Annotated in this window: 21 protein-coding genes; 10 read left to right on the top strand and 11 right to left on the bottom strand. The window is 69.0% G+C overall.

The features are described from left to right. Window positions 1-115 precede the first annotated feature (115 nt). The 3 genes from AK36_RS19240 to AK36_RS19230 all read right to left on the bottom strand — a co-directional run bounded on the left by AK36_RS19240 (window position 116) and on the right by AK36_RS19230 (window position 6,095). Window positions 116-1,414 carry a cell division protein ZipA C-terminal FtsZ-binding domain-containing protein gene (locus AK36_RS19240; RefSeq protein ID WP_045578980.1) on the bottom strand — a complete coding sequence of 433 codons (1,299 nt, stop codon included), beginning with the start codon at window positions 1,412-1,414 and terminating at the stop codon, window positions 116-118. Window positions 1,415-1,499: 85 nt separating this feature from the next. Then, the gene (gene smc, locus AK36_RS19235) at window positions 1,500-5,012 is read right to left on the bottom strand and encodes a chromosome segregation protein SMC (protein ID WP_011885152.1); all 3,513 of its coding nucleotides are present in this window, start codon (window positions 5,010-5,012) and stop codon (window positions 1,500-1,502) included. Window positions 5,013-5,153: 141 nt separating this feature from the next. Further along, entirely contained in the window at window positions 5,154-6,095 is a 942-nt protein-coding gene (locus tag AK36_RS19230; RefSeq protein ID WP_014723226.1) for a DMT family transporter, read from the bottom strand. Window positions 6,096-6,254: 159 nt separating this feature from the next. Between AK36_RS19230 and dapC the strand changes: the two genes are divergently transcribed. From dapC to cls, 6 genes are all read left to right on the top strand, one after another. Then, on the top strand, window positions 6,255-7,487 hold the full coding sequence (gene dapC / locus AK36_RS19225; protein WP_045578979.1) for a succinyldiaminopimelate transaminase: 1,233 nt from the start codon (window positions 6,255-6,257) through the stop codon (window positions 7,485-7,487). Window positions 7,488-7,532: 45 nt separating this feature from the next. Then, complete coding sequence (dapD, locus tag AK36_RS19220; protein ID WP_045578978.1) at window positions 7,533-8,360, top strand: 2,3,4,5-tetrahydropyridine-2,6-dicarboxylate N-succinyltransferase; 828 nt, start codon at window positions 7,533-7,535, stop codon at window positions 8,358-8,360. Then, entirely contained in the window at window positions 8,360-8,728 is a 369-nt protein-coding gene (locus AK36_RS19215) for an ArsC family reductase (protein WP_011885155.1), read from the top strand. Before dapD ends, AK36_RS19215 begins: the two co-directional genes overlap by 1 nt. Before the next feature lie 90 nt (window positions 8,729-8,818). After that, entirely contained in the window at window positions 8,819-9,958 is a 1,140-nt protein-coding gene (gene dapE / locus AK36_RS19210; RefSeq protein ID WP_014723228.1) for a succinyl-diaminopimelate desuccinylase, read from the top strand. Window positions 9,959-9,969: 11 nt separating this feature from the next. Then, entirely contained in the window at window positions 9,970-10,878 is a 909-nt protein-coding gene (prmB, locus tag AK36_RS19205) for a 50S ribosomal protein L3 N(5)-glutamine methyltransferase (protein ID WP_034195306.1), read from the top strand. 120 nt (window positions 10,879-10,998) lie between these two features. Further along, window positions 10,999-12,450 (top strand): cardiolipin synthase, encoded by a 1,452-nt coding sequence (cls, locus tag AK36_RS19200; protein ID WP_045578977.1) that lies wholly within the window; start codon window positions 10,999-11,001, stop codon window positions 12,448-12,450. A 102-nt stretch (window positions 12,451-12,552) separates the two neighbouring features. Here the strand turns inward: cls and AK36_RS19195 are convergent, their stop codons facing one another. After that, window positions 12,553-13,032 carry a glutathione peroxidase gene (locus tag AK36_RS19195; protein WP_014723231.1) on the bottom strand — a complete coding sequence of 160 codons (480 nt, stop codon included), beginning with the start codon at window positions 13,030-13,032 and terminating at the stop codon, window positions 12,553-12,555. A gap of 136 nt (window positions 13,033-13,168) precedes the next feature. Here AK36_RS19195 and AK36_RS19190 point away from each other — a divergent pair, with 136 nt between their 5' ends. Beyond that, complete coding sequence (locus AK36_RS19190) at window positions 13,169-15,097, top strand: ATP-binding cassette domain-containing protein (protein ID WP_014723232.1); 1,929 nt, start codon at window positions 13,169-13,171, stop codon at window positions 15,095-15,097. A 216-nt stretch (window positions 15,098-15,313) separates the two neighbouring features. Here the strand turns inward: AK36_RS19190 and AK36_RS19185 are convergent, their stop codons facing one another. From AK36_RS19185 to alr, 3 genes are all read right to left on the bottom strand, one after another. After that, a complete protein-coding gene (locus AK36_RS19185) occupies window positions 15,314-15,580 on the bottom strand; it encodes a DUF2866 domain-containing protein (protein WP_014723233.1) in 267 nt (88 codons plus the stop codon). 138 nt (window positions 15,581-15,718) lie between these two features. Then, the gene (gene radA / locus AK36_RS19180; protein WP_011885162.1) at window positions 15,719-17,095 is read right to left on the bottom strand and encodes a DNA repair protein RadA; all 1,377 of its coding nucleotides are present in this window, start codon (window positions 17,093-17,095) and stop codon (window positions 15,719-15,721) included. A gap of 9 nt (window positions 17,096-17,104) precedes the next feature. After that, a complete protein-coding gene (alr, locus tag AK36_RS19175) occupies window positions 17,105-18,175 on the bottom strand; it encodes an alanine racemase (protein WP_011885163.1) in 1,071 nt (356 codons plus the stop codon). Window positions 18,176-18,393: 218 nt separating this feature from the next. Here alr and lplT point away from each other — a divergent pair, with 218 nt between their 5' ends. Beyond that, window positions 18,394-19,701 carry a lysophospholipid transporter LplT gene (lplT, locus tag AK36_RS19170; RefSeq protein WP_045578976.1) on the top strand — a complete coding sequence of 436 codons (1,308 nt, stop codon included), beginning with the start codon at window positions 18,394-18,396 and terminating at the stop codon, window positions 19,699-19,701. A gap of 67 nt (window positions 19,702-19,768) precedes the next feature. After that, window positions 19,769-20,578 (top strand): bifunctional hydroxymethylpyrimidine kinase/phosphomethylpyrimidine kinase, encoded by an 810-nt coding sequence (gene thiD / locus AK36_RS19165; RefSeq protein WP_011885165.1) that lies wholly within the window; start codon window positions 19,769-19,771, stop codon window positions 20,576-20,578. 18 nt (window positions 20,579-20,596) lie between these two features. On the opposite strand, the gene AK36_RS19160 is transcribed toward thiD, so the two are convergent. From AK36_RS19160 to tsaB, 4 genes are read right to left on the bottom strand one after another with little or no spacing between them, the layout of a single operon-like run. Further along, window positions 20,597-21,556, bottom strand: a complete 960-nt coding sequence (locus tag AK36_RS19160; RefSeq protein ID WP_045578975.1) for a DUF1853 family protein — start codon at window positions 21,554-21,556, stop codon at window positions 20,597-20,599. After that, window positions 21,553-22,587, bottom strand: a complete 1,035-nt coding sequence (locus tag AK36_RS19155) for a uracil-DNA glycosylase (RefSeq protein WP_045578974.1) — start codon at window positions 22,585-22,587, stop codon at window positions 21,553-21,555. The genes AK36_RS19160 and AK36_RS19155 overlap by 4 nt, the downstream gene beginning before the upstream one ends. Beyond that, window positions 22,574-23,074 (bottom strand): ribosomal protein S18-alanine N-acetyltransferase, encoded by a 501-nt coding sequence (gene rimI, locus AK36_RS19150; protein ID WP_045578973.1) that lies wholly within the window; start codon window positions 23,072-23,074, stop codon window positions 22,574-22,576. Before rimI ends, AK36_RS19155 begins: the two co-directional genes overlap by 14 nt. Continuing rightward, window positions 23,071-23,838, bottom strand: coding sequence for a tRNA (adenosine(37)-N6)-threonylcarbamoyltransferase complex dimerization subunit type 1 TsaB (gene tsaB, locus AK36_RS19145; protein ID WP_011885169.1), 768 nt, complete (start codon window positions 23,836-23,838; stop codon window positions 23,071-23,073). The genes rimI and tsaB overlap by 4 nt, the downstream gene beginning before the upstream one ends. A gap of 160 nt (window positions 23,839-23,998) precedes the next feature. On the opposite strand from tsaB, the gene AK36_RS19140 reads away from it, so the two are divergent. Next, on the top strand, window positions 23,999-24,268 hold the full coding sequence (locus tag AK36_RS19140) for an acyl-CoA-binding protein (RefSeq protein WP_014723238.1): 270 nt from the start codon (window positions 23,999-24,001) through the stop codon (window positions 24,266-24,268). The last annotated feature ends 209 nt before the right edge of the window (window positions 24,269-24,477 follow it).

Below are 24,477 nucleotides of genomic sequence, written 5' to 3'. Positions count from 1 at the left end.
AGTTTGACGCCGCGACGTGGGCACGCGGTGCACGCCCGCGCCGGCTCGCCGCACCGCGCCGATGCGGCACTGCAGCGACGCGCAGCGGCGTCGCGGCCGCTGCGCGTCGAACGCGTTACTGGCTGAACAGGCGGCGCGTGACCGGCGAGCCGGCCGGAATGCCGGCTTCCTCGAGCTTCGCGTACAGCTTCATCAGCTGCTGGTCGATCGCGACCAGCGCGGACTCCGGCAGCGGCCGGCGCGAATCGTCGACGACCCGCGCGCCGATGCGCTCGGACAGCGACTTCGCGTAGTCGCACATCAGCCGGAACGGCAGGATGTCCTCTTCGGCGACCGGCACGTCGAGCACCAGCGTGATCATGTTGCCGCCCTTGTACGTCAGGTCGTCGCGCAGGAAGTTGGTGTCGCCGAACTGCAGCATGAACACCGGGTTCTGCTTCGCGTCGAGCTTCACGAAACGCGTGCCGTCGCGCGACAGCAGGAGCCCGTCCTGCGACGCGACGGCCTGCACGTAGTTCGCCGACCACGGCGCGCCGTCCGACATCACGTTGATCGACAGCTGCGCGTCGCACTGCGCGGCGAATCCGTCGAGCTCGCGCGCCATCGCGACCGTTTCCATCATGTCGGGGAATTCCGGCGCGCCGTCAATCGCGTCGGCGAACTGCTGGACACCCGTCACGAACTCGGAGAACTCGAGCTCGTTGAGCGCGCCGCTGCGGTTCGCGAGCTGCGCGGCTGCGCGCAGTTCCTCGTAGCGAACGCCGTTCTGCAGCAGCTCCCACTGACCGCCTTCCGGCTTGCCTTCGATATGCACGGGCTTGCTGCCCGCGCGCCGCAGCCGCTGCGCGACCGGCAGGATCTTGTCGCCCGGCAGCGGTGCGCCGAGCCGGATCGGCACGATGCAGTCGATGCGGCGATCGACGATCGCGGGCGGAGCCGACGAGATGGTCGTCGCGGCCGGCAGCACCGGCTCGACGTGCTCGTCGTCCGCTACGCCGGCGGCCGGCGCTTCGTGCGCGGCGGCGACCGGCGTGCCTTCGTCGGCGGCCTGCTCGGCCGCGCCGTCGGACTCGGCCGACACATCGGCGCCGACGCTCTCGGCCTGCAGGTCGGCCGGCTCATCGGCCGGCGCCACGCCGCCGAACGTCGGCTCGACGCGTGCGGCTTCCGACGCGGCGCTCGCGGCCGCGGCGGGCGCAGGCGCTGCCGGTTCGCGGCGCACCGGCTGGCGCACCGGCTCGATGAACGGCAGCTCTTCGTCGCGCTCGGGGCGGTTCATCGCGTCGGCCGCCTCTTCCGGCATCGGACGCGGCATCCTGCGCCGCACCTTCGCACCCTGCCATGCGTTGTAGACCACGACGCCGCCCACCACGACGGCGCCCGCGCCGATCAAACCGAGTGTCAACTCGTCCATGCACGCTCCATCAGCAATTCTTTTTCGTCGGAACCGCGAACGGGCGCCCATGCGCCGCGCGAACGCGGTCCGGTTTCGTCAAACGTCAATTCTGGGCAAAACCCGCGGCGGTTTCCATGTCCACCGCGACGATGCGCGACACGCCCTGCTCCTGCATCGTCACGCCGATCAGCTGCTGCGCCATCTCCATCGCAATCTTGTTGTGCGAGATGAACAGGAACTGCGTCTTGTCGGACATCGCGCGCACGAGGTTCGCGAAACGCTCGGTGTTCGCGTCGTCGAGCGGCGCGTCGACCTCGTCGAGCAGACAGAACGGCGCCGGATTCAGCTGGAACATCGCGAACACCAGCGCGGTCGCGGTGAGCGCCTTCTCGCCGCCCGACAGCAGGTGGATCGTCGCGTTCTTCTTGCCCGGCGGCTGCGCCATCACCTGCACGCCCGCGTCGAGGATCTCGTCGCCCGTCATGATCAGCTTCGCCTGGCCGCCGCCGAACAGGCGCGGGAACAGATCGCTGAAATGGCGGTTGACCTCGTCGAAGGTGCCTTGCAGCAGCGTGCGGGTTTCCTGGTCGATCTTGTGGATCGCGTCCTCGAGCGTCGTGATCGCGTCGGTCAGGTCGGCCGACTGCGCGTCGAGGAACACCTTGCGCTCGCTCGCCGCCTTCAGCTCGTCGAGCGCGGCCATGTTGACCGGGCCGAGTGCGTTGATCGCGTTGTTCAGGCGCGTGACTTCGCCCTGCAGGTACGACGGCTTCAGATCGGGCGTGAGCTTCTCGCGCAGCGCTTCCTCGTCGACCTCGGCCGCCGCGAGCTGCTCGGCGAACTGCTCGACCGCGAGGCGCGCGGCCTGCTCCTTCAGCTGCAGCTCGGTGATGCGGTCGCGCAGCGGCTGCAGCGAACGCTCGGCGACGAGGCGCTGCTCGTCCGATGCGCGCAGCTTCGCGGTCAGGTCGTCGAGTTCGAGCCGCGCGGCCTGCAGCGCCTGCTCCTTCGCCGCGCGAATCTCGAGCGCGTCCTGCAGGCCCGTGTGCGCGGTCTGCTCGTTGATCGTTTCGAGTTCCGCGCGTGCGTCCTCGAGCGACACGGCGACGCGCTCGCTCTGCTCGTGCGCGACCTGGATGCTGCGCTTGAGCTCGTCGATGCGCGTGACCGCGTTGCGCGCCGCGAAGCGCGCGTCGTTCGCGCCGCGCTCGAGGTCGCGCGCTTCCTGGCGCGCCTGCGTCAGCGATTCGTCCAGCGCCTCGAAGGCGAGCTGGTTGTCCTCGAAGCGCGCCTGCAGCTCCGCCAGTTCGCCGTCGAAACGCTCGAAGTTGGCTTCCGATTCCGCCCGCAGCGCACGCTGCTCGTCGATCTGCGCGCCGATTTCCTCGAGCTCCTCGCGGATCTGCGTACTGCGCTGCGTGTAGCGCTCGTGCGCTTGCGCGAGCTTCAGCACGTCCATCTGCAGCGCATGCACGCGCTGCGTCGCGCGGTCGGCCTGCGCGCGCACGTCGCCGAGCGCCTGCGCGGCCTGCGTGTGCGCGGCCTCCGCGCGCACGGCGGCGGTGCGCGCCTCGTCGGCGAGCAGCGCCTGTGCCCGCACCTGGCGCGCGAGGTTCTCGATTTCCTGCTGGCGGGCCAGCATCCCGGCCTGCTCCGAATCGGCCGCGTACAACTGCACGCCGACCCGCGTCACGATGTGACCGGCCTTCACGACGAACGCGCCGCCTGCCGGCAGTTGCGCACGCGTCGCGAGCGCCTGCGCGACGTCGTCGGCGACGTACACGTTGCCGAGCCAGTCGTTCAGCACCGCACGGATGCCCGCATCGTCGATGCGCACGAGCGACAGCACCGGGCGCAGCCCGGCTGCGGCGACCGGCGGCTCGCCCGCCGCGGGCGGCGCGTAGAACGCGAGCTTCGCGGGCGGCGCATCGGTGGCGAACGCCTTCACCCAGTCGAGATTCGACACCTCGAGCGCCGCGAGGCGCTCGCGCAGCACCGCTTCGAGCGCGGCTTCCCAGCCGGCTTCGACATGCAGCTTCTTCCACAGCCGCGGCAGCGCGCCGAGCTCGTGCTTGTCGAGCCACGGCTGGATCTTGCCTTCGGTCTGCACGTTCTCCTGCAGCTGCTTGAGCGCGGCGAGGCGCGCCTCGAGCTGGTGAATCTGCGCGCTTTCGGCCTGCACGCGCTCGTGCGCGGCGCGGCGTTCGCCGTCGAGCCGCGGCAGGGTTTCCTGCGCATCGGCCAGACGCGCCTGCGCTTCGGCGAGCACCTCTTCCTGCTCGGCGAGCTGCATGCGCAGCTCCTCGAGCTGCGCCTCGTCGGGCGCGTCGAGACCGCCGGCCTCCGACTTCAGCCGCTCGTGGCGCTGCTGCAGCTGTTGCAGCTGCTGGTCGGCGTTGCGCTGGTGTGCGGCTTCGAGCTTCAGCGACTGTTCGGTCTGCGCGATGCGCGCGCGCTCGTCGTTGAGCTGCGCCTGCGCGTCGCGCCATTTCGCTTCGAGCGCCGGCAGCGCGTCATGCTTGGCGGCGGCCGCGTCCTCGGCCAGCGCGGCCTTTTCGTCGGCGATCGCGCGCGCTTCTTCCGCTTCCTCGAGCTCGTCCTGCGCCTTCTCGGCCTGCGCGCGCCATTGCTCGCGCTGCGCGTTCAGCGCGGCGATCTGCGCCTGCACGCGGTTGCGCGATTCGACGATGAACTTGATCTCGGCCTCGAGGCGGCTCACTTCGGCGTTCGCCTCGTAGAGCGCGCCCTGCGCGCCCTGCATCGCGTCGCTCGCCGAGTAATGCGCGACGCGCAGCGTCTCGAGCTGCGCCTCGACTTCGCGCAGCTTGGCGGTCTGCGCGTCGAGGTCGATCTGCGCCTGCTCGATCGCGCGCTGCTGCTTCTGCTGCTCGCCCGCGGCCTCGTTCTTGCGCAGCAGCCACAACAGCCGCTGCTTCTCCTCGCCGTCGGCGACGAGTTCCTTGTACCTGGTGGCGACGACGGCCTGCGCCTCGAGCTTCTCGAGGTTCGCGCCGAGTTCGCGCACGATGTCCTCGACGCGCGTCAGGTTCTCGCGCGTGTCGTGCAGGCGGTTCTCGGTCTCGCGGCGGCGCTCCTTGTACTTCGACACGCCGGCGGCTTCTTCGAGGAACACGCGCAGTTCTTCGGGCTTCGCCTCGATGATCCGCGCGATCATCCCCTGGCCGATGATCGCGTATGCGCGCGGACCGAGGCCGGTGCCGAGGAAGATGTCCTGGATGTCGCGACGCCGCGCCGGCAGGTTGTTGATGTAGTAGCTCGACGTGCCGTCGCGCGTGAGCACGCGCTTCACGGCGATCTCGCCGTACTGGCCCCACTGGCCGGCCGCGCGGCCGTCGGAGTTGTCGAAGATCAGTTCGACGCTCGCCCGGCTGCCGGGCTTGCGGGCGGTCGAGCCGTTGAAGATCACGTCCTGCATCGACTCGCCGCGCAGCTCGGACGCGCGCGACTCGCCGAGCACCCAGCGCACGGCATCGATGATGTTGGACTTGCCGCATCCGTTCGGGCCGACCACGCCGACGAGCTGGCCCGGAACCTGGAAATGCGTGGGATCGACGAAGGATTTGAAGCCAGCGAGTTTGATCGAGCTCAGACGCACGGCGGTATCGGATGTGAAGAAGAGGTGAAACGGACGGAGCCGCGCGGTGCGGGGCCACATGCCCCGTATGCGCGATGCGCCCCGGAATTCAAAAACGGGGCCGCGCGCATTTCCAGCGTTGGGCCCCGCAAACGGCGTTCATCATACCATCGCGCGTGCACCGTCCCGCCCGTCGCCGGGTTCGCCGGACTTCGGCGCCGCACGATGCACGCGGCTCGACAGCAGCGTCGCGAGCACGATGCACGCGCCGCCCGCCCACTCGCGCGCGCTCGGCAGTTCATTGGCGAACACCCACGCCGACAGCGCGGTGATCACGATCTCGAACAGCATGATGATCGATGCGCGGTTCGCCGGCACGCGCGCGAGCCCGTACTGGACCAGCAGGTTGTTGGCGGCCATCGTCACGCCGATCGCGACGACGATCGAGGCGGCGAGCCCGAGGTGGCTGCCGGCCGGCGCGGCCGGCAGCCCTTCGACCAGCGACGCGATCGCGCCGAACACCGCCGCGCCGCCGAACAGCGTCGCGGTACGCATCTCGGCGCGCATCTGCGGCACTTCACGGCTCGCCTTGATCACCAGCACGTTGCTCATCGCGAAACTGAGCCCGGCCGCGAGCCCCGCCCATTCCGCCGGATTGGCCGGCAGCGGCAAGCCGAGCGCCGGCGACCACAGCATCAGCATCGCGCCGCCGATCGACAGCGCCGCGAGCCCGGCGCCGGCCCAGGTGAGCCGCTCGCGCAGCAGGAAGTGCGCGTAGATCGCCGTCCATGCCGGCGTCAGATAGAACAGCAGCATCACGCGCAGCACTTCGCCGTGCATCGTGCCCCATACGAAGCCGAGATTCGTCACGCCGGCCGTGATCGCGATGCCCGGCAGCACCCAGTGCCAGCGCAGCGTCGCGATGGTGCGGCGCCGCACGACGATCACGAACAGGAACGCGACCGCGCTCGTCAGCGCGCTGGCGAGCGTGCCGGTCAGCCCCAGCGACGCGAGGATGCGCAGCGGATACCAGATCAGGCCCCACACCGATGCGCCGATCAGGATGGCGAGCGTCGGCAGGCTGCCGCGTACCGCGTTGTTCATGTGCTTCGATACCCTTGGTTCGCCCGCCCCGGCCGCCGTCGCGGCGGGCCGTGAGCGCATGGCGTCACGTTATAATCGTCGGTCGCGAGCCGCGCGCCTTCCGCGCCCGTTCGCAACCGTGCGGCCTGCGCGCCGCTCCTTTCGCTCCAACCGGCCGCGATGGCCGCTTCGCCCGTGAACCCTCGACTCGACTCGCTCCAGCCCTATCCCTTCGAAAAGCTGCGCGCCCTGTTCAAGGACGTGACGCCGACCGCCGGCCTGAAACCGATCAGCTTCGGCATCGGCGAGCCCAAGCACCCGACCCCGGCGCTGATCCGCGACGCCGTCGTGGCATCGCTCGACGGCCTCGCGTCGTACCCGGCCACGGCCGGCTCGGACGCGCTGCGCGCTTCGATCGCCCGTTGGCTCGAACGCCGCTACGGGCTGCCGGCGATCGACGCGGCCACGCAGGTGCTGCCGGTGTCGGGCTCGCGCGAAGCGCTGTTCTCGCTCGCGCAGACAGTGATCGACGCGCGACCGCGCGCGGACGGCAAGAAGGCGATCGTACTCTGTCCGAATCCGTTCTATCAAATTTACGAAGGCGCGGCGCTGCTGGCCGGTGCCGAACCCTATTTCGCGAACAGCGACCCGGCGCGCAATTTCGCGTGCGACTACGCGGCCGTGCCCGACGAAGTGTGGGCGCGCACCCAGCTGCTGTACGTGTGCTCGCCCGGCAACCCAACGGGCGCCGTGCTGACGCTCGACGACTGGCGCGAGCTGTTCGCGCTGTCGGACCGCCACGGTTTCGTGATCGCGTCCGACGAGTGCTATTCGGAAATCTATTTCGACGAAGCGGCGCCGCCGCTCGGCGGCCTCGAGGCCGCGCACCGCCTCGGCCGCGGCTTCGAGCGGCTGGTGATGCTGTCGAGCCTGTCGAAGCGCTCGAACGTGCCGGGCATGCGCTCCGGCTTCGTCGCGGGCGACGCCGCGCTGCTGAAGAAATTCCTGCTGTACCGCACCTACCACGGCGCCGCGCTGTCGCCGGTCTGGCAGCACGCGAGCATCGCCGCGTGGAACGACGAGGCGCACGTGCGCGACAACCGCGCGCTGTATCTGCAGAAGTTCGCGACCGTCACGCCGATGCTCGCCGACGTGATCGACGCGAAGCTGCCCGACGCCGCGTTCTATCTGTGGGCCAACGTCGCGCGCACCGGCCTGTCGGACACCGAGTTCGCCCGCCGCCTGTACGCCGACTATAATGTGACGGTTCTGCCCGGCTCGTACCTCGCGCGCGATGCGCACGGCACGAATCCGGGCCGCGATTTCATCCGGATCGCGCTCGTCGCGGGCACCCCCGAATGCGTCGAGGGCGCGCAACGCATCGTCGAGTTCTGCCGCGCTCTCGCGCGGTAACACGTCCATCCCGATCAATTCCATTCATCTCCTGCGAAAACGAACATGTCGCAACAACTTCAGCAAATCATCGATACCGCCTGGGAAAACCGCGCCGAGCTGTCGCCGAAGGCCGCGCCCGCCGACGTGCGCGAAGCCGTCGCTCACGCGATCGAGCAACTCGACAAAGGTGCGCTGCGCGTCGCCGAGAAGATCGACGGCAACTGGACCGTGCATCAGTGGCTGAAGAAGGCGGTGCTGCTGTCGTTCCGTCTGGAGGACAACGCGCCGATGCCCGCCGGCGGCTACTCGCAGTTCTACGACAAGGTGCCGTCGAAGTTCGCGAACTACACGGCCGACGACTTCGCCGCGGGCGGCTTCCGCGTCGTGCCGCCGGCCATTGCGCGCCGCGGCTCGTTCATCGCGAAGAACGTCGTGCTGATGCCGTCGTACACCAACATCGGCGCCTACGTCGACGAAGGCACGATGGTCGATACGTGGGCGACCGTCGGCTCGTGCGCGCAAATCGGCAAGAACGTCCACCTGTCGGGCGGCGTCGGCATCGGCGGCGTGCTCGAGCCGCTGCAGGCGAACCCGGTCATCATCGAAGACAACTGCTTCATCGGCGCGCGCTCGGAAGTGGTCGAAGGCGTGATCGTCGAGGAAAACTCGGTCATCTCGATGGGCGTTTATCTCGGCCAGAGCACGAAGATCTACGATCGCGAAACCGGCGAAGTGAGCTACGGCCGCATCCCGGCCGGCTCGGTCGTCGTCGCGGGCAACCTGCCGTCGAAGGACGGCTCGCACAGCCTGTACTGCGCAGTGATCGTGAAGAAAGTCGACGCGAAGACCCGCGCGAAGGTCGGCCTGAACGAGCTGCTGCGAGGCGACTGATGGCCAAGCCGCGCACCGTGGTCGTCTACGGCATTCCGAACTGCGACACCGTGAAGAAGGCCCGCGTCTGGCTCGACGAGCACGGCGTCGAGTTCGAATTCCACGACTTCAAGAAGCTCGGCGTCAGCGCACCGCTCGTCGAGGACTGGCTGAAGGACGTGTCGCTCGACGCGCTCGTCAACAAGCGCGGCACCACCTGGCGCGGCCTCGACGACGCCATGAAGGCGGCCGCGGAAACGAAGTCGGGCGCGGTCGCGCTGATGATCCACAAGCCGTCGGTCATCAAGCGCCCCGTGCTCGTCGTCAACGGTCGCGTGAAGTCGCTCGGCTTCGCGGCCGATCAATACGCGGCGCTGTTCGCCGCCTAGGGTCGCCCGCGCCGCGCCCGCGGGCGCGGCCCGCCGTCTCATCGCTGCCGGCCACCGCGCCGGCATTTTTCATCGAAAGTGGTCCGAACCATGTCCGCCACCCTAGCCCTTACCGAACAGCTGATCGCCCGCGCGTCCGTCACGCCCGACGACCAGCATTGCCAGCAGATCATGACCGAGCGCCTCGCCGCGCTCGGCTTCGAATGCGAGACCATCGCGTCGCACGGCGTGACCAACCTGTGGGCCGTCAAGCGCGGCACCGCCGGCCGCGACGGCAAGCTGCTCGCGTTCGCGGGCCACACCGACGTCGTGCCGACCGGCCCGCTCGAGCAATGGACCTCGCCGCCGTTCATTCCCGCACATCGCGACGGCAAGCTGTACGGCCGCGGCGCGGCCGACATGAAGACGTCGCTCGCGGCGTTCGTCGTCGCGTCCGAGGAATTCGTCGCCGCGCACCCCGATCATCGCGGCGCGATCGCGTTCCTGATCACGAGCGACGAGGAAGGCCCGGCCACCGACGGCACCGTGAAGGTCGTCGAGCTGCTCGACGCGCGCGGCGAGCGCCTCGACTACTGCATCGTCGGCGAGCCGACCTCCAGCGCCGAGCTCGGCGACGTCGTGAAGAACGGCCGCCGCGGCTCGATGTCGGGCGAACTGATCGTCAAGGGCGTGCAAGGCCACATCGCCTACCCGCACCTCGCGAAGAACCCGATTCACCTGCTCGCGCCGGCGCTCGCCGAGCTCGCCGCCGAACAGTGGGACGCCGGCAACGAGTACTTCCCGCCGACCACCTGGCAGGTGTCGAACCTGCGCGCCGGCACCGGCGCGACCAACGTGATCCCCGGCCACGCCGACCTGATGTTCAACTTCCGCTTTTCGACCGCGAGTACCGTCGAAGGCCTGCAGGCACGCGTGCATGCGATCCTCGACAAGCACGGCCTCGACTACACGCTGAAGTGGTCGGTGAGCGGCCTGCCGTTCCTCACGCCGCGCGGCGAGCTGTCGAACGCGCTCGAGCACGCGATCCGCGCCGAGACCGGCGTCACGACCGAGCTGTCGACGACGGGCGGCACCTCCGACGGCCGCTTCATCGCGCGCATCTGCCCGCAGGTGATCGAGTTCGGGCCGCCGAACGGCAGCATCCACAAGATCGACGAGCACATCGAGCTGCGCTTCGTCGACCCGCTGAAAAACGTGTACCGCCGCGTGCTCGAACAACTGATCGCCTGACGGAGCCTCGCATGACGACACCTTTTGCAACCGTTCGCGACCTGCTGCGCTACGCGGTCACGCGCTTCTCGAAAGCGAAGCTCGCGTTCGGCCACGGCTCGGACAACGCTTACGACGAAGCCGCCTACCTCGTACTGCACACGCTCGACCTGCCGCTCGACACGCTCGAACCGTTCCTCGACGCGCGCCTGCTGCCCGACGAAATCGCGGCCGTGCTCGCCGTGATAGAACGGCGCGCGGCGGACCGCGTGCCGGCCGCGTACCTGACCCATGAAGCGTGGATGCACGGCCACCGCTTCTACGTCGACGAGCGCGTGATCGTGCCGCGCTCGTTCATCGGCGAGCTGCTCGACGACGGACTGCAGCCGTACGTGGCCGATCCGGAGCAGGTCGGCGCCGTGCTGGAGCTGTGCACCGGCTCGGGCTGCCTCGCGATCCTCGCGGCGAGCGCGTTTCCGAATGCGGACATCGACGCGGTGGACTTGTCCGACGACGCGCTCGAAGTCGCGCGCATCAACGTGCGCGACTACGGGCTCGACGACCGCATCACGCTGCATCGCGGCGACCTCTACGCGCCGCTGCCCGCATTCCGCGCCGAGCCCGACGGGCGCTACGACGTGATCCTGACGAACCCGCCGTACGTGAATGCGGCGTCGATGGCGGCGCTGCCGCCCGAATACCGCCACGAGCCCGAGATGGCGCTCGCCGGCGGCGACGACGGCATGGACATCGTGCGGCGGATCGTCGGCGAAGCGCACCGGTGGCTGCACGACGACGGCGTGCTCGTCGTCGAGATCGGCAACGAGCGCGAGAACGTCGAAGCGGCGTTCGGCGGCCTGGAGCTCACGTGGCTGCCGACCAGCGCCGGCGACGACGCGGTGTTCCTGATCCAGGCGTCGGACCTGCCGCGCAAGGGCTGAACGCCCCGCGCATGCCGGACGCGAACCGTGCGATGCGGTGCCCCGCCGCCCCGCACGGTTCGGTAAGATGCGCGTAAGCGGCCGTCGCGCCGCACGACTCCAGCCGTCCGCCACGCGCCTATGACCTTCGACTGGCTTCATGACTGGCTTCACCTCGGCACCCTGCTCCTGGCCATCCATGTGCTCGGGATCGTCGCGGCGTGCCACGCGATCATGAACACGCGCACGTCGCAAGGCGCGGTCGCGTGGGCCGTGTCGCTCGTCGCGATGCCGTACCTCACGCTGGTCCCCTATCTGTTCCTCGGCCGCAGCAAGTTCTCCGGCTACGTCGACGCGCGCCGCCAGGAGTTGCGGGCGCTGCGCACGCATACGCAGCGCGCACCGTGGCTCGATGCGCACGGCGCCGACGGGCCGGCAGCCGCCGCGATCGGCCCGGCCGCCGTGCTCGCGCTCACGCGTCTCGGCGGGATGCCGTTCGTCGGCGGCAACACCGTGCGCACGCTGGTCAACGGCGATGCGACCTTCGCGGCGATCCTCGCGGCGATCGACGCCGCGCGCGACTACGTGATCGTCCAGTTCTTCATCGTGCGCGACGACGCGCTCGGCCGGATGCTCAGCGATGCACTGCTCGCGCGCGCCGCAGCCGGCGTGCGCTGCTATCTGCTGTACGACAGCATCGGCAGCTTCGATCTGCCGCGCAACTACGTCGACACGCTGCGCCGCGGCGGCGTCGACGTGCATCCGTTCGCGACCCGCCGCAAGTTCGTCAACCGCTTCCAGCTGAACTTCCGCAACCATCGCAAGATCGTCGTCGTCGACGGCGACCGCGCGTTCGTCGGCGGCCACAACGTCGGCGTCGAATATCTCGGCGCGAACCCGCGCCTGTCGCCGTGGCGCGATACCCATATCGAGATCCGCGGGCCGGTGGTCGCGAGCATCCAGTACGTGTTCGCCGAAGACTGGCACTGGGCCACGCAGACGCTGCCGGCGCTCGCCGCGCCGCCGGCCGCCCTGCCCGGCGACACGATGCACTGCCTGGCCGTGCCGATGGGGCCGGCCGACAAACAGGAAACCGGCTCGCTGTTCTTCGTCGAGGCGATCAACGCCGCGCGCGAACGGGTGTGGATCACGACGCCGTATCTCGTGCCCGACGAAGCGGTGCTCGCCGCGCTGAAGCTCGCGGTGATGCGCGGCGTCGACGTGCGCATCCTGATACCGAGCCGGCGCGACCACTACGTCGTGTTCGAGGCGTCGAAGCTCTATGCGCGCGACCTCGTCGACGCCGGCGTCAAGGTGTTCCGCTACCGCAGCGGCTTCCTCCACCAGAAGGTCGTGCTGATCGATCGCGTCGCGGCCGCGGTCGGCAGCGCGAACCTCGACAACCGTTCGTTCCGGCTCAACTTCGAGATCATGGTGCTGACCGTCGACGCGGCGTTCGCAGCGGACGTCGCGGCGATGCTCGATGCCGACTTCGCGCTGGCGGACGAGGTCGACGCCACCGAGTATCGGCGCTCGCCTGCATGGCGGCGCATCGCGATGCACGTCGCCCGGCTGTTCGCGCCGATTCTGTAGCGGGCCGTATGGGCCGCCACGCGGCGCGGCCCGCATGCATTCGCGCCGCTCGTGCGGTGCCGCCTTACCGCCTCGCTCGACACGAACTCGCTCAGCCCACCATCACAGCAGCTTGTCGATATCCGCGGCGATCTCCTCGGGCTTCGTCGACGGCGCGTAGCGCTTGACGATGCGCCCGTCGCGACCGATCAGAAACTTCGTGAAGTTCCATTTGATCGCCTTCAGGCCCAGGATGCCGGGCGCCTCGTCAGTCAGGTAGCGGTACAGCGGATGCGCGTGGTCGCCCTTCACGTCGATCTTCGCGAACATCGGGAACGTGACGCCGTAGTTGCGCTCGCAGAACGCGCCGATCTGCGTCGCATCGCCCGGCTCCTGCTTGCCGAACTGGTTGCACGGAAAGCCGAGCACGAAGAAGCCGCGCGCCGCGTATCGGTCGTACAGCTTCTGCAGGCCCGCGTACTGCGGCGTGAAACCGCACTCGCTCGCGGTGTTGACGATCAGCAGGACCTTGCCGCGATACGCGTCGAGCGACACCGGCTCACCGGCGAGCGTCTCTGCGCTGAACGAATACAGGGTGGACATCGGGCACTCCTTATATGAAACCGGACCGACGTGGAGTCTAGGCGAAATCGCGCCGTTGCGGCACTGGCCGAACGGACGATCTCCGGCACGGCGCGCGCGCAGTCTAGAATAGCGGTTTTCGTCAGCCATTCCCGCCGTGATCCGTTTCAATCAGTTCAGCCTTGCGCGCGGCACCAAGCCGCTGTTCGAGTCGGCCTCGTTCGTGCTCAATCCCGGCGAGAAAGCCGGCCTGATCGGCGCGAACGGCGCCGGCAAATCGACGCTGTTCGCGGTGCTGCGCGGCGAGCTGCATTCCGACGGAGGCGATTTCGCGATGCCGCCGTCGTGGCGCATCGCCCACGTGTCGCAGGAAACGCCGGCCGTCGACCGCTCGGCGCTCGACTACACGCTCGACGGCGACACCGCGCTGCGCGAGATCGAGGCGCGCATCGCCGCGGCCTCGGCCGCGCATGACGGCGCAGCCGAGGCCGACGCGCACGCGGCATTCGCCGACGCCGACGGCTATACGGCGCCGGCGCGCGCCGAAGCGCTGCTGCTCGGCCTGGGCTTCACGCTCGCGCAGACGCGCGAATCGGTCGCCAGCTTCTCGGGCGGCTGGCGCATGCGGCTGAACCTCGCGCAGGCGCTGATGTGCCGTTCCGACCTGCTGCTGCTCGACGAGCCGACCAACCACCTCGACCTCGACGCGATCGTCTGGCTCGAAGACTGGCTGCACCGCTACGCCGGCACGCTGGTCGTGATCTCGCACGACCGCGAATTCCTCGATTCGATCTGCAACGTCACGCTGCATCTGGAGAATCGCCAGGTGAAGCGCTACGGCGGCAACTACTCGCAGTTCGAAGTGCTGCGCGCGCAGCAGCTGGCGCTGCAGCAAAGCGCCTACGAGAAGCAGCAGAAGACGATCGAGCATCTGCAGAGCTTCGTGGACCGCTTCAAGGCGAAGGCCACCAAGGCGAAGCAGGCGCAAAGCCGGATGAAGGCGCTCGAGAAGATGGAGCTGATCGCGCCCGCGCACATCGCGTCGCCGTTCACGTTCGAGTTCCGCACGCCCGACGCGGCGCCGAACCCGATGCTCGTGATGGAAGACGTCCGCTGCGGCTACCATGCCGACGACGGTGCGGAAATTCCGATCGTCGAGCGCGTCACGCTGTCGATCCAGAACGGCCAGCGCATCGGCCTGCTCGGCGCGAACGGCCAGGGCAAGTCGACGCTGATCAAGACGCTGGCCGGCACGCTCGCGCCGCTGTCCGGCCACGTGCGCGAAGGCAAGGGGCTGACGATCGGCTATTTCGCGCAGCATCAGCTGGAAACGCTGCGCGAAGACGATTCGCCGCTCGCGCATCTCGCCCGGCTCGCGCCCGACACGCGCGAGCAGGAGTTGCGCGACTTCCTCGGCGGCTTCAATTTCTCGGGCGACATGGCGACGAGCGCGGTCGGCCCGTTCTCGGGCGGCGAGAAGGCGCGGCTCGCGCTCGCGCTGATCATCTGGCAAAAGCCGAATCTGCTGCTGCTCGACGAGCCGACCAACCACCTCGATCTCGAAACGCGTCACGCGCTGACGATGGCGCTCGCGCAGTTCGAAGGCACGCTGATCCTCGTGTCGCACGACCGCCATCTGCTGCGCGCGACGACCGACCAGTTCATGCTCGTCGCCAAGCACCGGCTGCAGCCGTTCGACGGCGACCTCGACGATTACCGCGACTGGCTGCTACAGCACGCGGCCGAGCAACGCGCGGCCGCGAAGGCCGACAGCGCGGCGTCCGCTACGGAGCCCGGCGTCAATCGCAAGGATCAGAAGCGCCAGGCCGCCGAGGAGCGTCAGCGCCTGTCGCAGCTGAAGAAGCCGCTGCAGAACCGCATCTCGAAGCTCGAAAAGCAAATGGAAACGCTGCATGCGGAAAAGGCGCGGCTCGATGCGTTCGTCGCCGATCCGGCGAGCTACGAGGCCGCCCGCAAGACGGAGCTGACCGACGCGATCCGCACGCTCGGCGAAGTCACGACGCGCCTCGAAGCCGTCGAGGCGGAGTGGCTCGCGGTGCAGGAAGAGCTCGAGCAGATCGGCTGAACGGCAACGCTGAACGGCAACGCCAGTCGGACGCCGTCGTGTGCGCGCCCACGGCAGCCGCGCGGCGGCGGCGCGCCGCACGTCGACGGACGTGCCGGTTTACCGGTTTGCCGGCCCGAATGCAAAGAGGCCGGGCATTTGCCCGGCCTCTTTGCCCATACCGCGTTCGACGTCGATGCACCGACCTGCGCCGATCTGCCCCGATCGCACCGCCGCTCAACGCCGCGGCAGCGTATCGCGCGGCAACTGCTCGTCGTCGCCCATCAGGTGACGCCGCCCTTCGATCGGCCGGCGAATCGCCGCGGCGACTTCCGCTTCCGTCACGTCCTCGGACACGACGCGGCGCGCGAGGCGTCCTTCGTCGTCGATCCACTCGACGATCCGGCATCCGCCGCCCCACGGCTGGACGATCGGCTCCGACACGCGGCAGCCGCGCAGCTGGTAAAGGCGTCCGCTCGGCGCTTCCCTATACGGTTTCAACATAGGTTCCCTTCGCATTGCGCGGTTCGACAATCGGGCAAAGGATAGGGAAAAGCGATGTCCGGCGGGTTACAACTGCCTACATATCGTTTACAGCACGTTACGCGACCGACCGTCTGCGGCGACGCCGGCCGCACCGCCTCATTCGAGCTCGCGCACGCGGTCAATCGCCTGCTCGATGCGCTCGACGGCCATCACGTTCAGCCCTTCGATCGGCTGCTTCGGCGCATTCGCCTTCGGAATCAGCGCGGCCGTGAAACCGAGCTTCGCGGCCTCGCGCAGCCGCTCCTGGCCGCGCGGCGACGGCCGGATCTCGCCCGCGAGCCCCACTTCGCCGAACACGATCAGCCCCTTCGGCAACGCCTTGTTGCGCATCGACGAATGGATCGCCAGCAGCACCGCGAGGTCGGCGGCCGGCTCGGTGATCTTCACGCCGCCCACCGCGTTCAGGAACACGTCCTGGTCGAAGCACGCGATACCCGCGTGCCGGTGCAACACCGCGAGCAGCATCGCGAGCCGGTTCTGCTCGAGGCCGACCGCGAGCCGGCGTGGATTCGGCACATGGGCCGTATCCACGAGCGCCTGGATTTCGACGAGCAGCGGGCGCGTCCCCTCCTGCGTGACCAGCACGCAGGAGCCGGGCACGACCTGCTCATGCTGCGACAGGAACAGCGCCGACGGATTCGCGACGCCGCGCAGCCCGCGCTCGGTCATCGCGAACACGCCGAGCTCGTTGACCGCACCGAAGCGGTTCTTGAACGCGCGCACGAGCCGGAACGACGAATGGGTGTCACCTTCGAAGTACAGCACCGTGTCGACGATGTGCTCGAGCACGCGCGGGCCCGCGAGATTGCCCTCCTTCGTCACGTGGCCGACCATGATGATCGCGGTGCCCGACTGCTTCGCGATGCGCGTGAGCTGCGCCGCGCACTCACGCACCTGCGCGACCGACCCGGGCGCCGAGGTCAGCGCCTCCGAGTACACCGTCTGGATCGAGTCGACGACGGCCACGTCGGGCCGTTCGGTGTCGATCGCGGCCTGGATCTTCTCGAGCTGGATCTCGGCGAGCAGCTTCAACTCGGCCACCGGCGCGCCGCCGTCGAGCAGCGCGAGCCGCTGCGCGCGCAACGCGATCTGCGCGGCCGACTCCTCGCCGCTGATATACAGCGCGCGCCGCTCGCTCGCGATGTCGGCGAGCGACTGTAGCAACAGCGTCGACTTGCCGATGCCCGGATCGCCGCCGATCAGCACCACGCCGCCGGGCACCAGGCCGCCGCCCAGCACGCGGTCGAATTCGCCGATGCCGGTCGAGAAACGCGGCACGTCGGCTGCCTCGATGTCGGCCAGGCGCTGCACCGGTGCGCGTTTCGCGAGCGACTGGAACCGATGGGCGGCCGGCGATTCCGCGACCGACTCGACGAGCGTGTTCCAGGCATGGCACGACGGGCACTGGCCCTGCCATTTCGGGGTTTGTCCGCCGCACTCGCTGCAGACGTAGACGGTTTTCTGTTTCGCCACGCGTCGCCCTTATTCAGCCCGCACCGGTACGCGAGGCGCGACCGCACACATCAATTCATAGCCGATGGTTCCGCAATGGCGCGCGACGTCGTCGATCGGCAGCGTGTTGCCCCACAGCTCGACGCGCGCGCCGACGCCGGCCTGCGGGCACGGGGTCAGGTCGACGGTGATCATGTCCATCGACACGCGGCCGACGATCCGCGTGCGGACCCCGTCGACGATCACCGGCGTGCCTTCGGGCGCGACGCGCGGATAGCCGTCCGCGTAACCGCACGCGACGACGCCGATGCGCATCCGGGCCGGCGCCGAGAACGTCGACCCATAGCCGATCGCCTGCCCCTTCGCGATCGTCTGGACGGCGATCAGCTCGGACGTGAGCGTCATCGTCGGCTGCAGGCCCGTGTCGGCGATGTCGGCCGAGAGCCCCGACGGCGATGCGCCGTACAGCACGATCCCCGGCCGCACCCAGTCGAAGTGCGTGTCCGGATGCCACAGCACGGCGGCCGAATTCGCGAGGCTGCGCGCGCCGGCGATGTTTTCCGCGCCGCGCTCGAACGTCGCGAGCTGCTCGGCGACGCCGCGCTCGGTGTCGGCATCCGAAAAATGCGTCATCAGCGTGATCTGGCCAATCGCCGGGCACGCGCGCGCACGCTCCCATGCGGCGCGGTATTTTTCCGGCTGGTAGCCGAGCCGGTTCATCCCGCTGTTCATCTTGAGCTGCACGTTGACGGGCTTCGACAGCCGCGCCGTCTCGAGCATCCGCATCTGCTCGTCGTTGTGGACGGTGGTCGTGAGGCTGTAGCGGTCGATCACGTCGATGTCGGTCGAGCGGAAGAACCCCTCGAGCAACAGGATCGGGCCGGCCCAGCCGAGCTCGCGCAGCTTCACCGCTTCGTCGAGATCGAGCAGGCCGAAGCCGTCGGTGCCGCGCAGGCCGGGAAACACGCGCGCGAGACCGTGGCCGTACGCATTGGCCTTGACGACCGCCCAGACCTTGGACGGACCGGCAAAGCGACGCACGACGGAGAGATTGTTCGCGAGAGCGGCGGTATGGATGGTGGCGGAGATCGGGCGCGGCATGGGAAATTTACGTAAAGACGCTTGCAAATCAGCAGCTTACCGCGCCTTTTGAGCACCGAAGCCGACACTTTGCGGAACGATCGGGGGATCTTGCTAGTCCGAACTGCCGTATTTTCGTGTTATAAAGCCCTGCGCACAACCCATTTCGAACGGAATAAGCCGATCGCATACCAGGCGGCCTACGCGGCCCTGCCGCAGCGACGAAAGCATCGCATCAGATGAAAAAAGGTTTTTACACCATCATGGCCGCGCAGTTTTTCTCGTCGCTGGCCGACAATGCGCTTCTCATCGCCGCCATCGCCCTGCTGAAAGACCTCCACGCGCCCAACTGGATGACACCGCTGCTCAAGCTGTTCTTCGTGTTGTCCTATGTGGTGCTGGCCGCGTACGTCGGCGCATTCGCCGACTCGCGCCCGAAGGGCCGCGTGATGTTCATCACGAACACGATCAAGGTCCTCGGCTGCCTGATCATGCTGGTCGGCGCCCATCCGCTGTTCGCGTACGGGATCGTCGGGTTCGGCGCCGCCGCGTACTCGCCGGCCAAATACGGGATTCTGACCGAGCTGCTGCCAGCCGACCGCTTGGTGGCCGCGAACGGCTGGATCGAAGGCACGACGGTCAGCTCGATCATTCTCGGCACCGTGCTCGGCGGCGCGCTGATCAGCCCGCACATCGCGGTGCACGTGATCGCGCACACGCCTGCGTGGATCGCCACGCCGGCCGAAGCCGCGATGGCGATCATCATGATGATCTACGTGGTCGCCGCGCTGTTCAATCTGCGCATTCCCGATACCGGCGCCCGCTACCCGAAGCAGGAGCGCGGCCCGGTCAAGCTGCTCACCGACTTCGCCGACTGTTTCATGGTGCTCTGGCGCGACAAGCTCGGCCAGATTTCGCTCGCGGTCACGACGCTGTTCTGGGGCGCGGGCGCGACGCTGCAGTTCATCGTGCTGAAGTGGGCCGAGGTATCGCTGAACATGTCGCTGTCGGAAGGCGCGATCCTGCAGGCGGTCGTCGCGGTCGGCGTCGCGGGCGGCGCAATCGCCGCTGCCGCGCGGATCCCGCTGAAGAAGTCGCTCACCGTGCTGCCGGTCGGCATCATGATGGGCATCGCCGTGATGCTGATGGCGTTCTATACGCGCAACCTGTTCCCGGCGCACTGGGCCGTGCATATCGGCCATCTGCGCCTGCCGGTCTACCTGATCGTCGCCTACCTTTTCCTGATCGCCGTCGGCGCGCTGTCCGGCTACTTCGTCGTTCCGATGAACGCGCTGCTGCAGCATCGCGGCCACGTGCTGCTGTCGGCCGGCCACTCGATCGCGGTGCAGAACTTCAACGAGAACCTGTCGGTGCTCGTGATGCTGTGCCTGTATGCGGTGCTGGTCTGGCTCGACGTGCCGGTCGGCATCGTGATCGTGCTGTTCGGCACGTTCGTCTGCCTGACGATGTGGCTCGTGATGCGCCGCCATCAGGCGAATCAGCGTCAATTCGACTCGGTCGCGCTGATCGGCGAATCGCGGCACTGACGCTACACTTGCCGTTCCTTCCGCTCCAGTCCATCCGCGCCGGTCGTCGAACCGGCGCGTTGCCATCATGACGCACCCGATACCCAACGTCCTGACGATCGCCGGTTCCGATTCGGGCGGCGGCGCGGGCATCCAGGCCGATCTGAAGACCTTCTCCGCACTCGGCGCGTACGGCGCGAGCGCGATCACCGCGCTGACCGCGCAGAACACGCGCGGCGTGACCGGCGTGCATGCGCCCGACGCCGCGTTCGTCACCGCGCAGCTCGATGCGGTGTTCGACGACATCCGGATCGACGCGGTGAAGATCGGCATGCTCGCGAACGCGTCGATCGTGCATGCGGTGGCCGAGGCGCTGCGGCGTTACGCGCCGCGGTTCGTCGTGCTCGACACGGTGATGATCTCGAAGAGCGCGCACGCGCTGCTCGCGCCCGACGCGGTCGATGCGCTGCGCAGCGCGCTGCTGCCGCTCGCAACCGTCGTCACGCCGAACCTCCCCGAAGCGGCCGCGCTGCTCGGCGATGCGCACGCGACGACCGAGGACGACATGGTCCGGCAAGGCCGCGCGCTGCTGCAGACCGGCGCGCGCGCGGTGCTGATGAAAGGCGGTCACCTGCCCGATGCGGCCGTGAGCCCCGACTGGCTCGTCGACGCCGCGCACGCGGTGCGGCTCGACGGCGCGCGCGTGCCGCTCAGCAATACGCACGGCACCGGTTGCACGCTCGCGTCGGCGATCGCCGCATTGCTGCCGCAACGGCCCGACCTCGACAGCGCGGTACGCGACGCGAAGACCTACCTGACCGGCGCGATCGCCGCGAGCGGCCGGCTCGACGTCGGTCGCGGCGTCGGCCCGGTGCATCACTTCCATCGGTGGTGGTGAGCGCCGGCCGAGCGTGCGTCAGCGGTCCGGCGCGGCGAACGCGACAGCGCGCGCCGGCCAGTCGTCGGGCACGATGAAGCCGCGCGCCGTCTCGCGCCAGAGGCGATCGTTACGCTGCCGATAGACGCCGATCAGCGCGGGCGCCTGGCGCGCGGTGAGCGCGGACGGCACGCCGGACGTATCCGCCAGCGCTTCGGGCGCGGCATCCGGCGCGAGCCGGCGCGGCGCGAGCCACGCGAGCCGCGGCAGCACGCTCCATGCCGCGCCGTCGGGTTGCGCGGCCGCCCATGCCGGCCATTGCGCGTGCGTGAGCCAGAAGCCGCGCGGATGATCGTCGGCGATTTCGGCGGACACCGGCGGCAGTGGCACGCCGTACGGATAGAACAGCCAGCCCTTGACGAACATCTGCGCGTCGGACGGCGCGCCGTAGCCGAGCAGCGCGAAGCCGTGCCGATCGCCGAGCCGCAGTTGGTGCTCGAGCAGCCGGCTGCGCTTGCGGTCGAGACGGTCGGCGAGGTTCGGGCCGACGAAATCGGCGAGCGATGCCGCGCCGGCGACCGGCGCGCACAGATAGCATTTGACCGCGAGTTCCCAGTGCAGGCGCCGCCCGTCCGGTGCGTCGACGAGAAAGTCGACTTCGCCGAGCGTCTTGCCGTTGCTGCGCAGCGGCAGGTTCGCGGCGACGAGCCGCAACGACGGCCCATGCGTGAGGAAATATTCGAGCAGGCATTCGGCATAGCGGCCGAGCCGCACCGGGCGCACGCCATCGAGCGCGCGGTGCAGCGGCTGCGGCGCGGCGTCGAGCGCGGCGAGCCACGCTTCGACGGCCACGCGCTCGATCGCATCCGACCAGGGATGCGCGAGCGGCGCACCGGGCGCCGCCGTCAGCAGGCTCGGGCTCGCGAGGAGCCAGCCCAGATCGCGTACCGCGGCATCGCGCAGCGTATCGACGAATGCGAACGCCGCGTCGTGCGTCATCGGCCGGCCGGCCCGCTCGCGTCGGTGACCGCCGACTGCCGGAACGTATCGCGCGCGAGGCACAGGTCGGCCCATGCCTTCGACTTGTCCTGCAGGCTGCGCAGCAGGTAGGCCGGATGGTAGGTGACGATCACCGGCACGCCTTCGTAGGCGTGCACGCGGCCGCGCAGCGATGCGATGCTCGCGTCCGTCTTCAGCAGCGTCTGCGCGGCGAAGCGGCCGAGCGCGACGATCAGCTTCGGCTTCACGAGCGCGACCTGGCGCTGCAGATACGGCTCGCAGCGCGCCACCTCGTCCGGCTCCGGATTGCGGTTGCCGGGCGGGCGGCACTTGATCACGTTCGCGATGTAGACGTTCGTGCCGCGCGCGAGCGTGAGCGACTGCAGCATGTTGTCGAGCAGCTTGCCGGCCTGGCCGACGAACGGCTCGCCCTGCTTGTCCTCGTTCTCGCCCGGCGCCTCGCCGATCAGCATCCAGTCCGCTTCGCGATCGCCGACGCCGAACACCGTCTGCGTGCGCTTCTCGCACAGGCGGCAGCTCGTGCAGCCGGCCACGCGCGCGGCGAGTGCGTCCCAGTCGAGCGTCGCGACCGGCGCGACGTCGGCGCGCATCTCGGCCGGCGGCAGCGGATCGCCGGGCGGCGTCGCGTCGAACCAGGCGAAATCGTCCTCGGCGGCAAGCGGCATGTCGCTCGCGGGAGCGGGCGATGTTGCGGGCATCGATGCATGGTCGGCCGCGGCGGCGGTGTGGGCGGGACGGTCCGATTCGGCTCTCGGCATGGCTGTGCCGACGGGCGTCGCATCCTCACGCGCTTGCACGGGCTGGGCCGCCTGGGCCGGCTGGGCCGATCGCGTCGTGCGTTGCGCTGGCGAGGCCGCGGCCTCAGCGACGTCGGCCGGCACGGCGGTCGCGGTCGTTGCGGTCGATGCAGCCGCCGCATCACCCGCCGCACTGCCCTGCCTCCCCTGCCCGCGCCGCACCCAGATCTGCGCGAGACCCATTTCCTCGAGCGCTGCTTCAGCCCACGCCATGCGCGTCCCCCTCGTCCGTGTTCAACGTCAGACGCATCACGATCGCGTCCTCGCGGCTGCGATGCTTCGCCGGATAGTAGTTCTTGCGCCGGCCGATCGTCGCGAAGCCGAAGCGCTCGTACAGATGGATCGCGCGCGCATTGGACGGCCGCACCTCGAGCAACACGCCGTCGAGCCGTTCCGCGCGCGCGATGCGCACCGCTTCGCGCAGCAGCGCGAGGCCCGCGCCCGATTGCTGAACGGCCGGCGCGACGCACAGATTCAACAAATGCATCTCGTCGATCACCGGCATCAGCACGCAATAGCCGACGAGCGCGCCGGTCACGTGCCGCAGACACACGCCGAAATAACCGTTGCGCAGCGAATCCTCGAAGTTGCCGCGGCTCCACGGGAATTCGTACGCGACCTGCTCGATCGCGACGACTTCGTCGAGATCGGCATCGGTCATCGGCGACAGGTAGCGATCGCTGAGCAACACGCCCGTCATGGCTTCGCTCCGCCTGCCTGCGCGGCGCGCGCGGCCATGCGTTCGGCGGTGGTCTGCGCGACCTTGTCGCGCACGTATTCGGGCGCGGCATGCTCGGCCGGCACCGTGCGGCCGGCGCGGAACGCGCGCAGCGCGACATGCGCGAGCGCCAGCGCATGCGGCAGCGCTTCGCCGTCGATCACGGCCGCCCGTGCGGCAGCCGGCAATTGCGCACCGAACGCGGCGGCGGCGTTGCCCGCGAGCGTGAACGGCGCATCGGGCACGCCGACCGCGCCCGGCGCATCGAGCGCCGCCGGATGCAGCGTCTGCCAGTCGCCCGCGCGCTCGTCCCACGCGAAATCGGCCCAGTACGCCTCGTCCATCCGCGCATCGAGCGCGGCCAGCACGCGCGTCGTGCCCGGCGCGCGCAGCCGCGCGTGCTCGGCGCAAACGAGCAGCGTGCCGACCGGCACGACCGGCAGCCCGCGGCCGAACGCGAGACCCTGCGTGATGCCGGTCGCGGTACGCAGGCCGGTGAACGAGCCGGGGCCCGCGCCGAACGCGATCGCATCGCAATCGGCGAGCGCGAGGCCCGATTCGGCGAAAAGCTCCTGGACGGCCGGCAGCACGCGGGTGCTGGACACGGCGCCCGTCAGCTCGTGGCGGACCCAGGTTTGCGGGGAGGAAACGGCGGCGTCGGCCGGAGCCGAGCGCAGCAGCGCGACCGAGCAGTATTCGGTCGACGTATCGATGGCGAGGAGCACTGTTTGCGTCATGGCCGACATTGTAATGCGGCGCCCCGCTCCGACGGGCGTTCGGCGACGATCGCGGGGCGCGCGGCGCGCCGCGGGCGGTTTGGAAGGATCGCTCGACCCCGCGCGGCGCGGCGCTTGTTAAGATCGGCCGGACCTGAAACCCTTAGTGAACTATTTACGGAGACACGCGATGAGCGACCTCACCGCCCAATTCGACCAGGCCCAGATCGACGTCAAGCAACTGACCGAGCGCCCGGGCAACCTGACGCTGCTGCGTCTGTACGCGCTGTTCAAGCAGGCGACCGACGGCGACGCGCACGGCGACAAGCCGGGCTTCACCGACATCGTCGGCAAGTACAAGTACGACGCGTGGGAAGCGCTGAAAGGCACGTCGCAGGACGCGGCGAAGCAGCAATACATCGAGCTGGTCGAATCGCTGAAGAACGGCACGGCGTCCTGATCGGGCCCTCCCGCCGCAAGGACTGCTCAAATCAGTGGCGCAGCGCAGCAAATTTCCTTATAATGCTGGCTGCGTCACCTCCCGCGCTCGGCTCGTAAGCCGTTCCGGCACGACGCCTCGTAGCGTTAAGCTCCAATCCGGTTTAGAACCTGTCCCCTCCTGCTTCGACCCTCGCGGTCGTCACGTATCAGGCTGGCGGCCCCGCTCCA

The organism is Burkholderia vietnamiensis LMG 10929 (assembly GCF_000959445.1).
In the GTDB taxonomy this organism is placed as follows: Bacteria; Pseudomonadota; Gammaproteobacteria; order Burkholderiales; family Burkholderiaceae; genus Burkholderia; species Burkholderia vietnamiensis.
This window is presented reverse-complemented; position numbering and strand designations above follow the sequence as displayed.

Coding starts and splice junctions, on each gene's coding strand:
- cls (WP_045578977.1), top strand. CDS start 10,999: ATGACCTTCGACTGGCTTCATGACTGGCTTCACCTCGGCACCCTGCTC.
- AK36_RS19195 (WP_014723231.1), bottom strand. CDS start 13,032: ATGTCCACCCTGTATTCGTTCAGCGCAGAGACGCTCGCCGGTGAGCCG.
- AK36_RS19240 (WP_045578980.1), bottom strand. CDS start 1,414: ATGGACGAGTTGACACTCGGTTTGATCGGCGCGGGCGCCGTCGTGGTG.
- AK36_RS19185 (WP_014723233.1), bottom strand. CDS start 15,580: ATGTTGAAACCGTATAGGGAAGCGCCGAGCGGACGCCTTTACCAGCTG.
- lplT (WP_045578976.1), top strand. CDS start 18,394: ATGAAAAAAGGTTTTTACACCATCATGGCCGCGCAGTTTTTCTCGTCG.
- prmB (WP_034195306.1), top strand. CDS start 9,970: ATGACGACACCTTTTGCAACCGTTCGCGACCTGCTGCGCTACGCGGTC.
- thiD (WP_011885165.1), top strand. CDS start 19,769: ATGACGCACCCGATACCCAACGTCCTGACGATCGCCGGTTCCGATTCG.
- tsaB (WP_011885169.1), bottom strand. CDS start 23,838: ATGTCGGCCATGACGCAAACAGTGCTCCTCGCCATCGATACGTCGACC.
- AK36_RS19215 (WP_011885155.1), top strand. CDS start 8,360: ATGGCCAAGCCGCGCACCGTGGTCGTCTACGGCATTCCGAACTGCGAC.
- dapE (WP_014723228.1), top strand. CDS start 8,819: ATGTCCGCCACCCTAGCCCTTACCGAACAGCTGATCGCCCGCGCGTCC.
- rimI (WP_045578973.1), bottom strand. CDS start 23,074: ATGACGGGCGTGTTGCTCAGCGATCGCTACCTGTCGCCGATGACCGAT.
- AK36_RS19160 (WP_045578975.1), bottom strand. CDS start 21,556: ATGACGCACGACGCGGCGTTCGCATTCGTCGATACGCTGCGCGATGCC.
- dapD (WP_045578978.1), top strand. CDS start 7,533: ATGTCGCAACAACTTCAGCAAATCATCGATACCGCCTGGGAAAACCGC.
- AK36_RS19155 (WP_045578974.1), bottom strand. CDS start 22,587: ATGGCGTGGGCTGAAGCAGCGCTCGAGGAAATGGGTCTCGCGCAGATC.
- AK36_RS19140 (WP_014723238.1), top strand. CDS start 23,999: ATGAGCGACCTCACCGCCCAATTCGACCAGGCCCAGATCGACGTCAAG.
- alr (WP_011885163.1), bottom strand. CDS start 18,175: ATGCCGCGCCCGATCTCCGCCACCATCCATACCGCCGCTCTCGCGAAC.
- AK36_RS19230 (WP_014723226.1), bottom strand. CDS start 6,095: ATGAACAACGCGGTACGCGGCAGCCTGCCGACGCTCGCCATCCTGATC.
- dapC (WP_045578979.1), top strand. CDS start 6,255: ATGGCCGCTTCGCCCGTGAACCCTCGACTCGACTCGCTCCAGCCCTAT.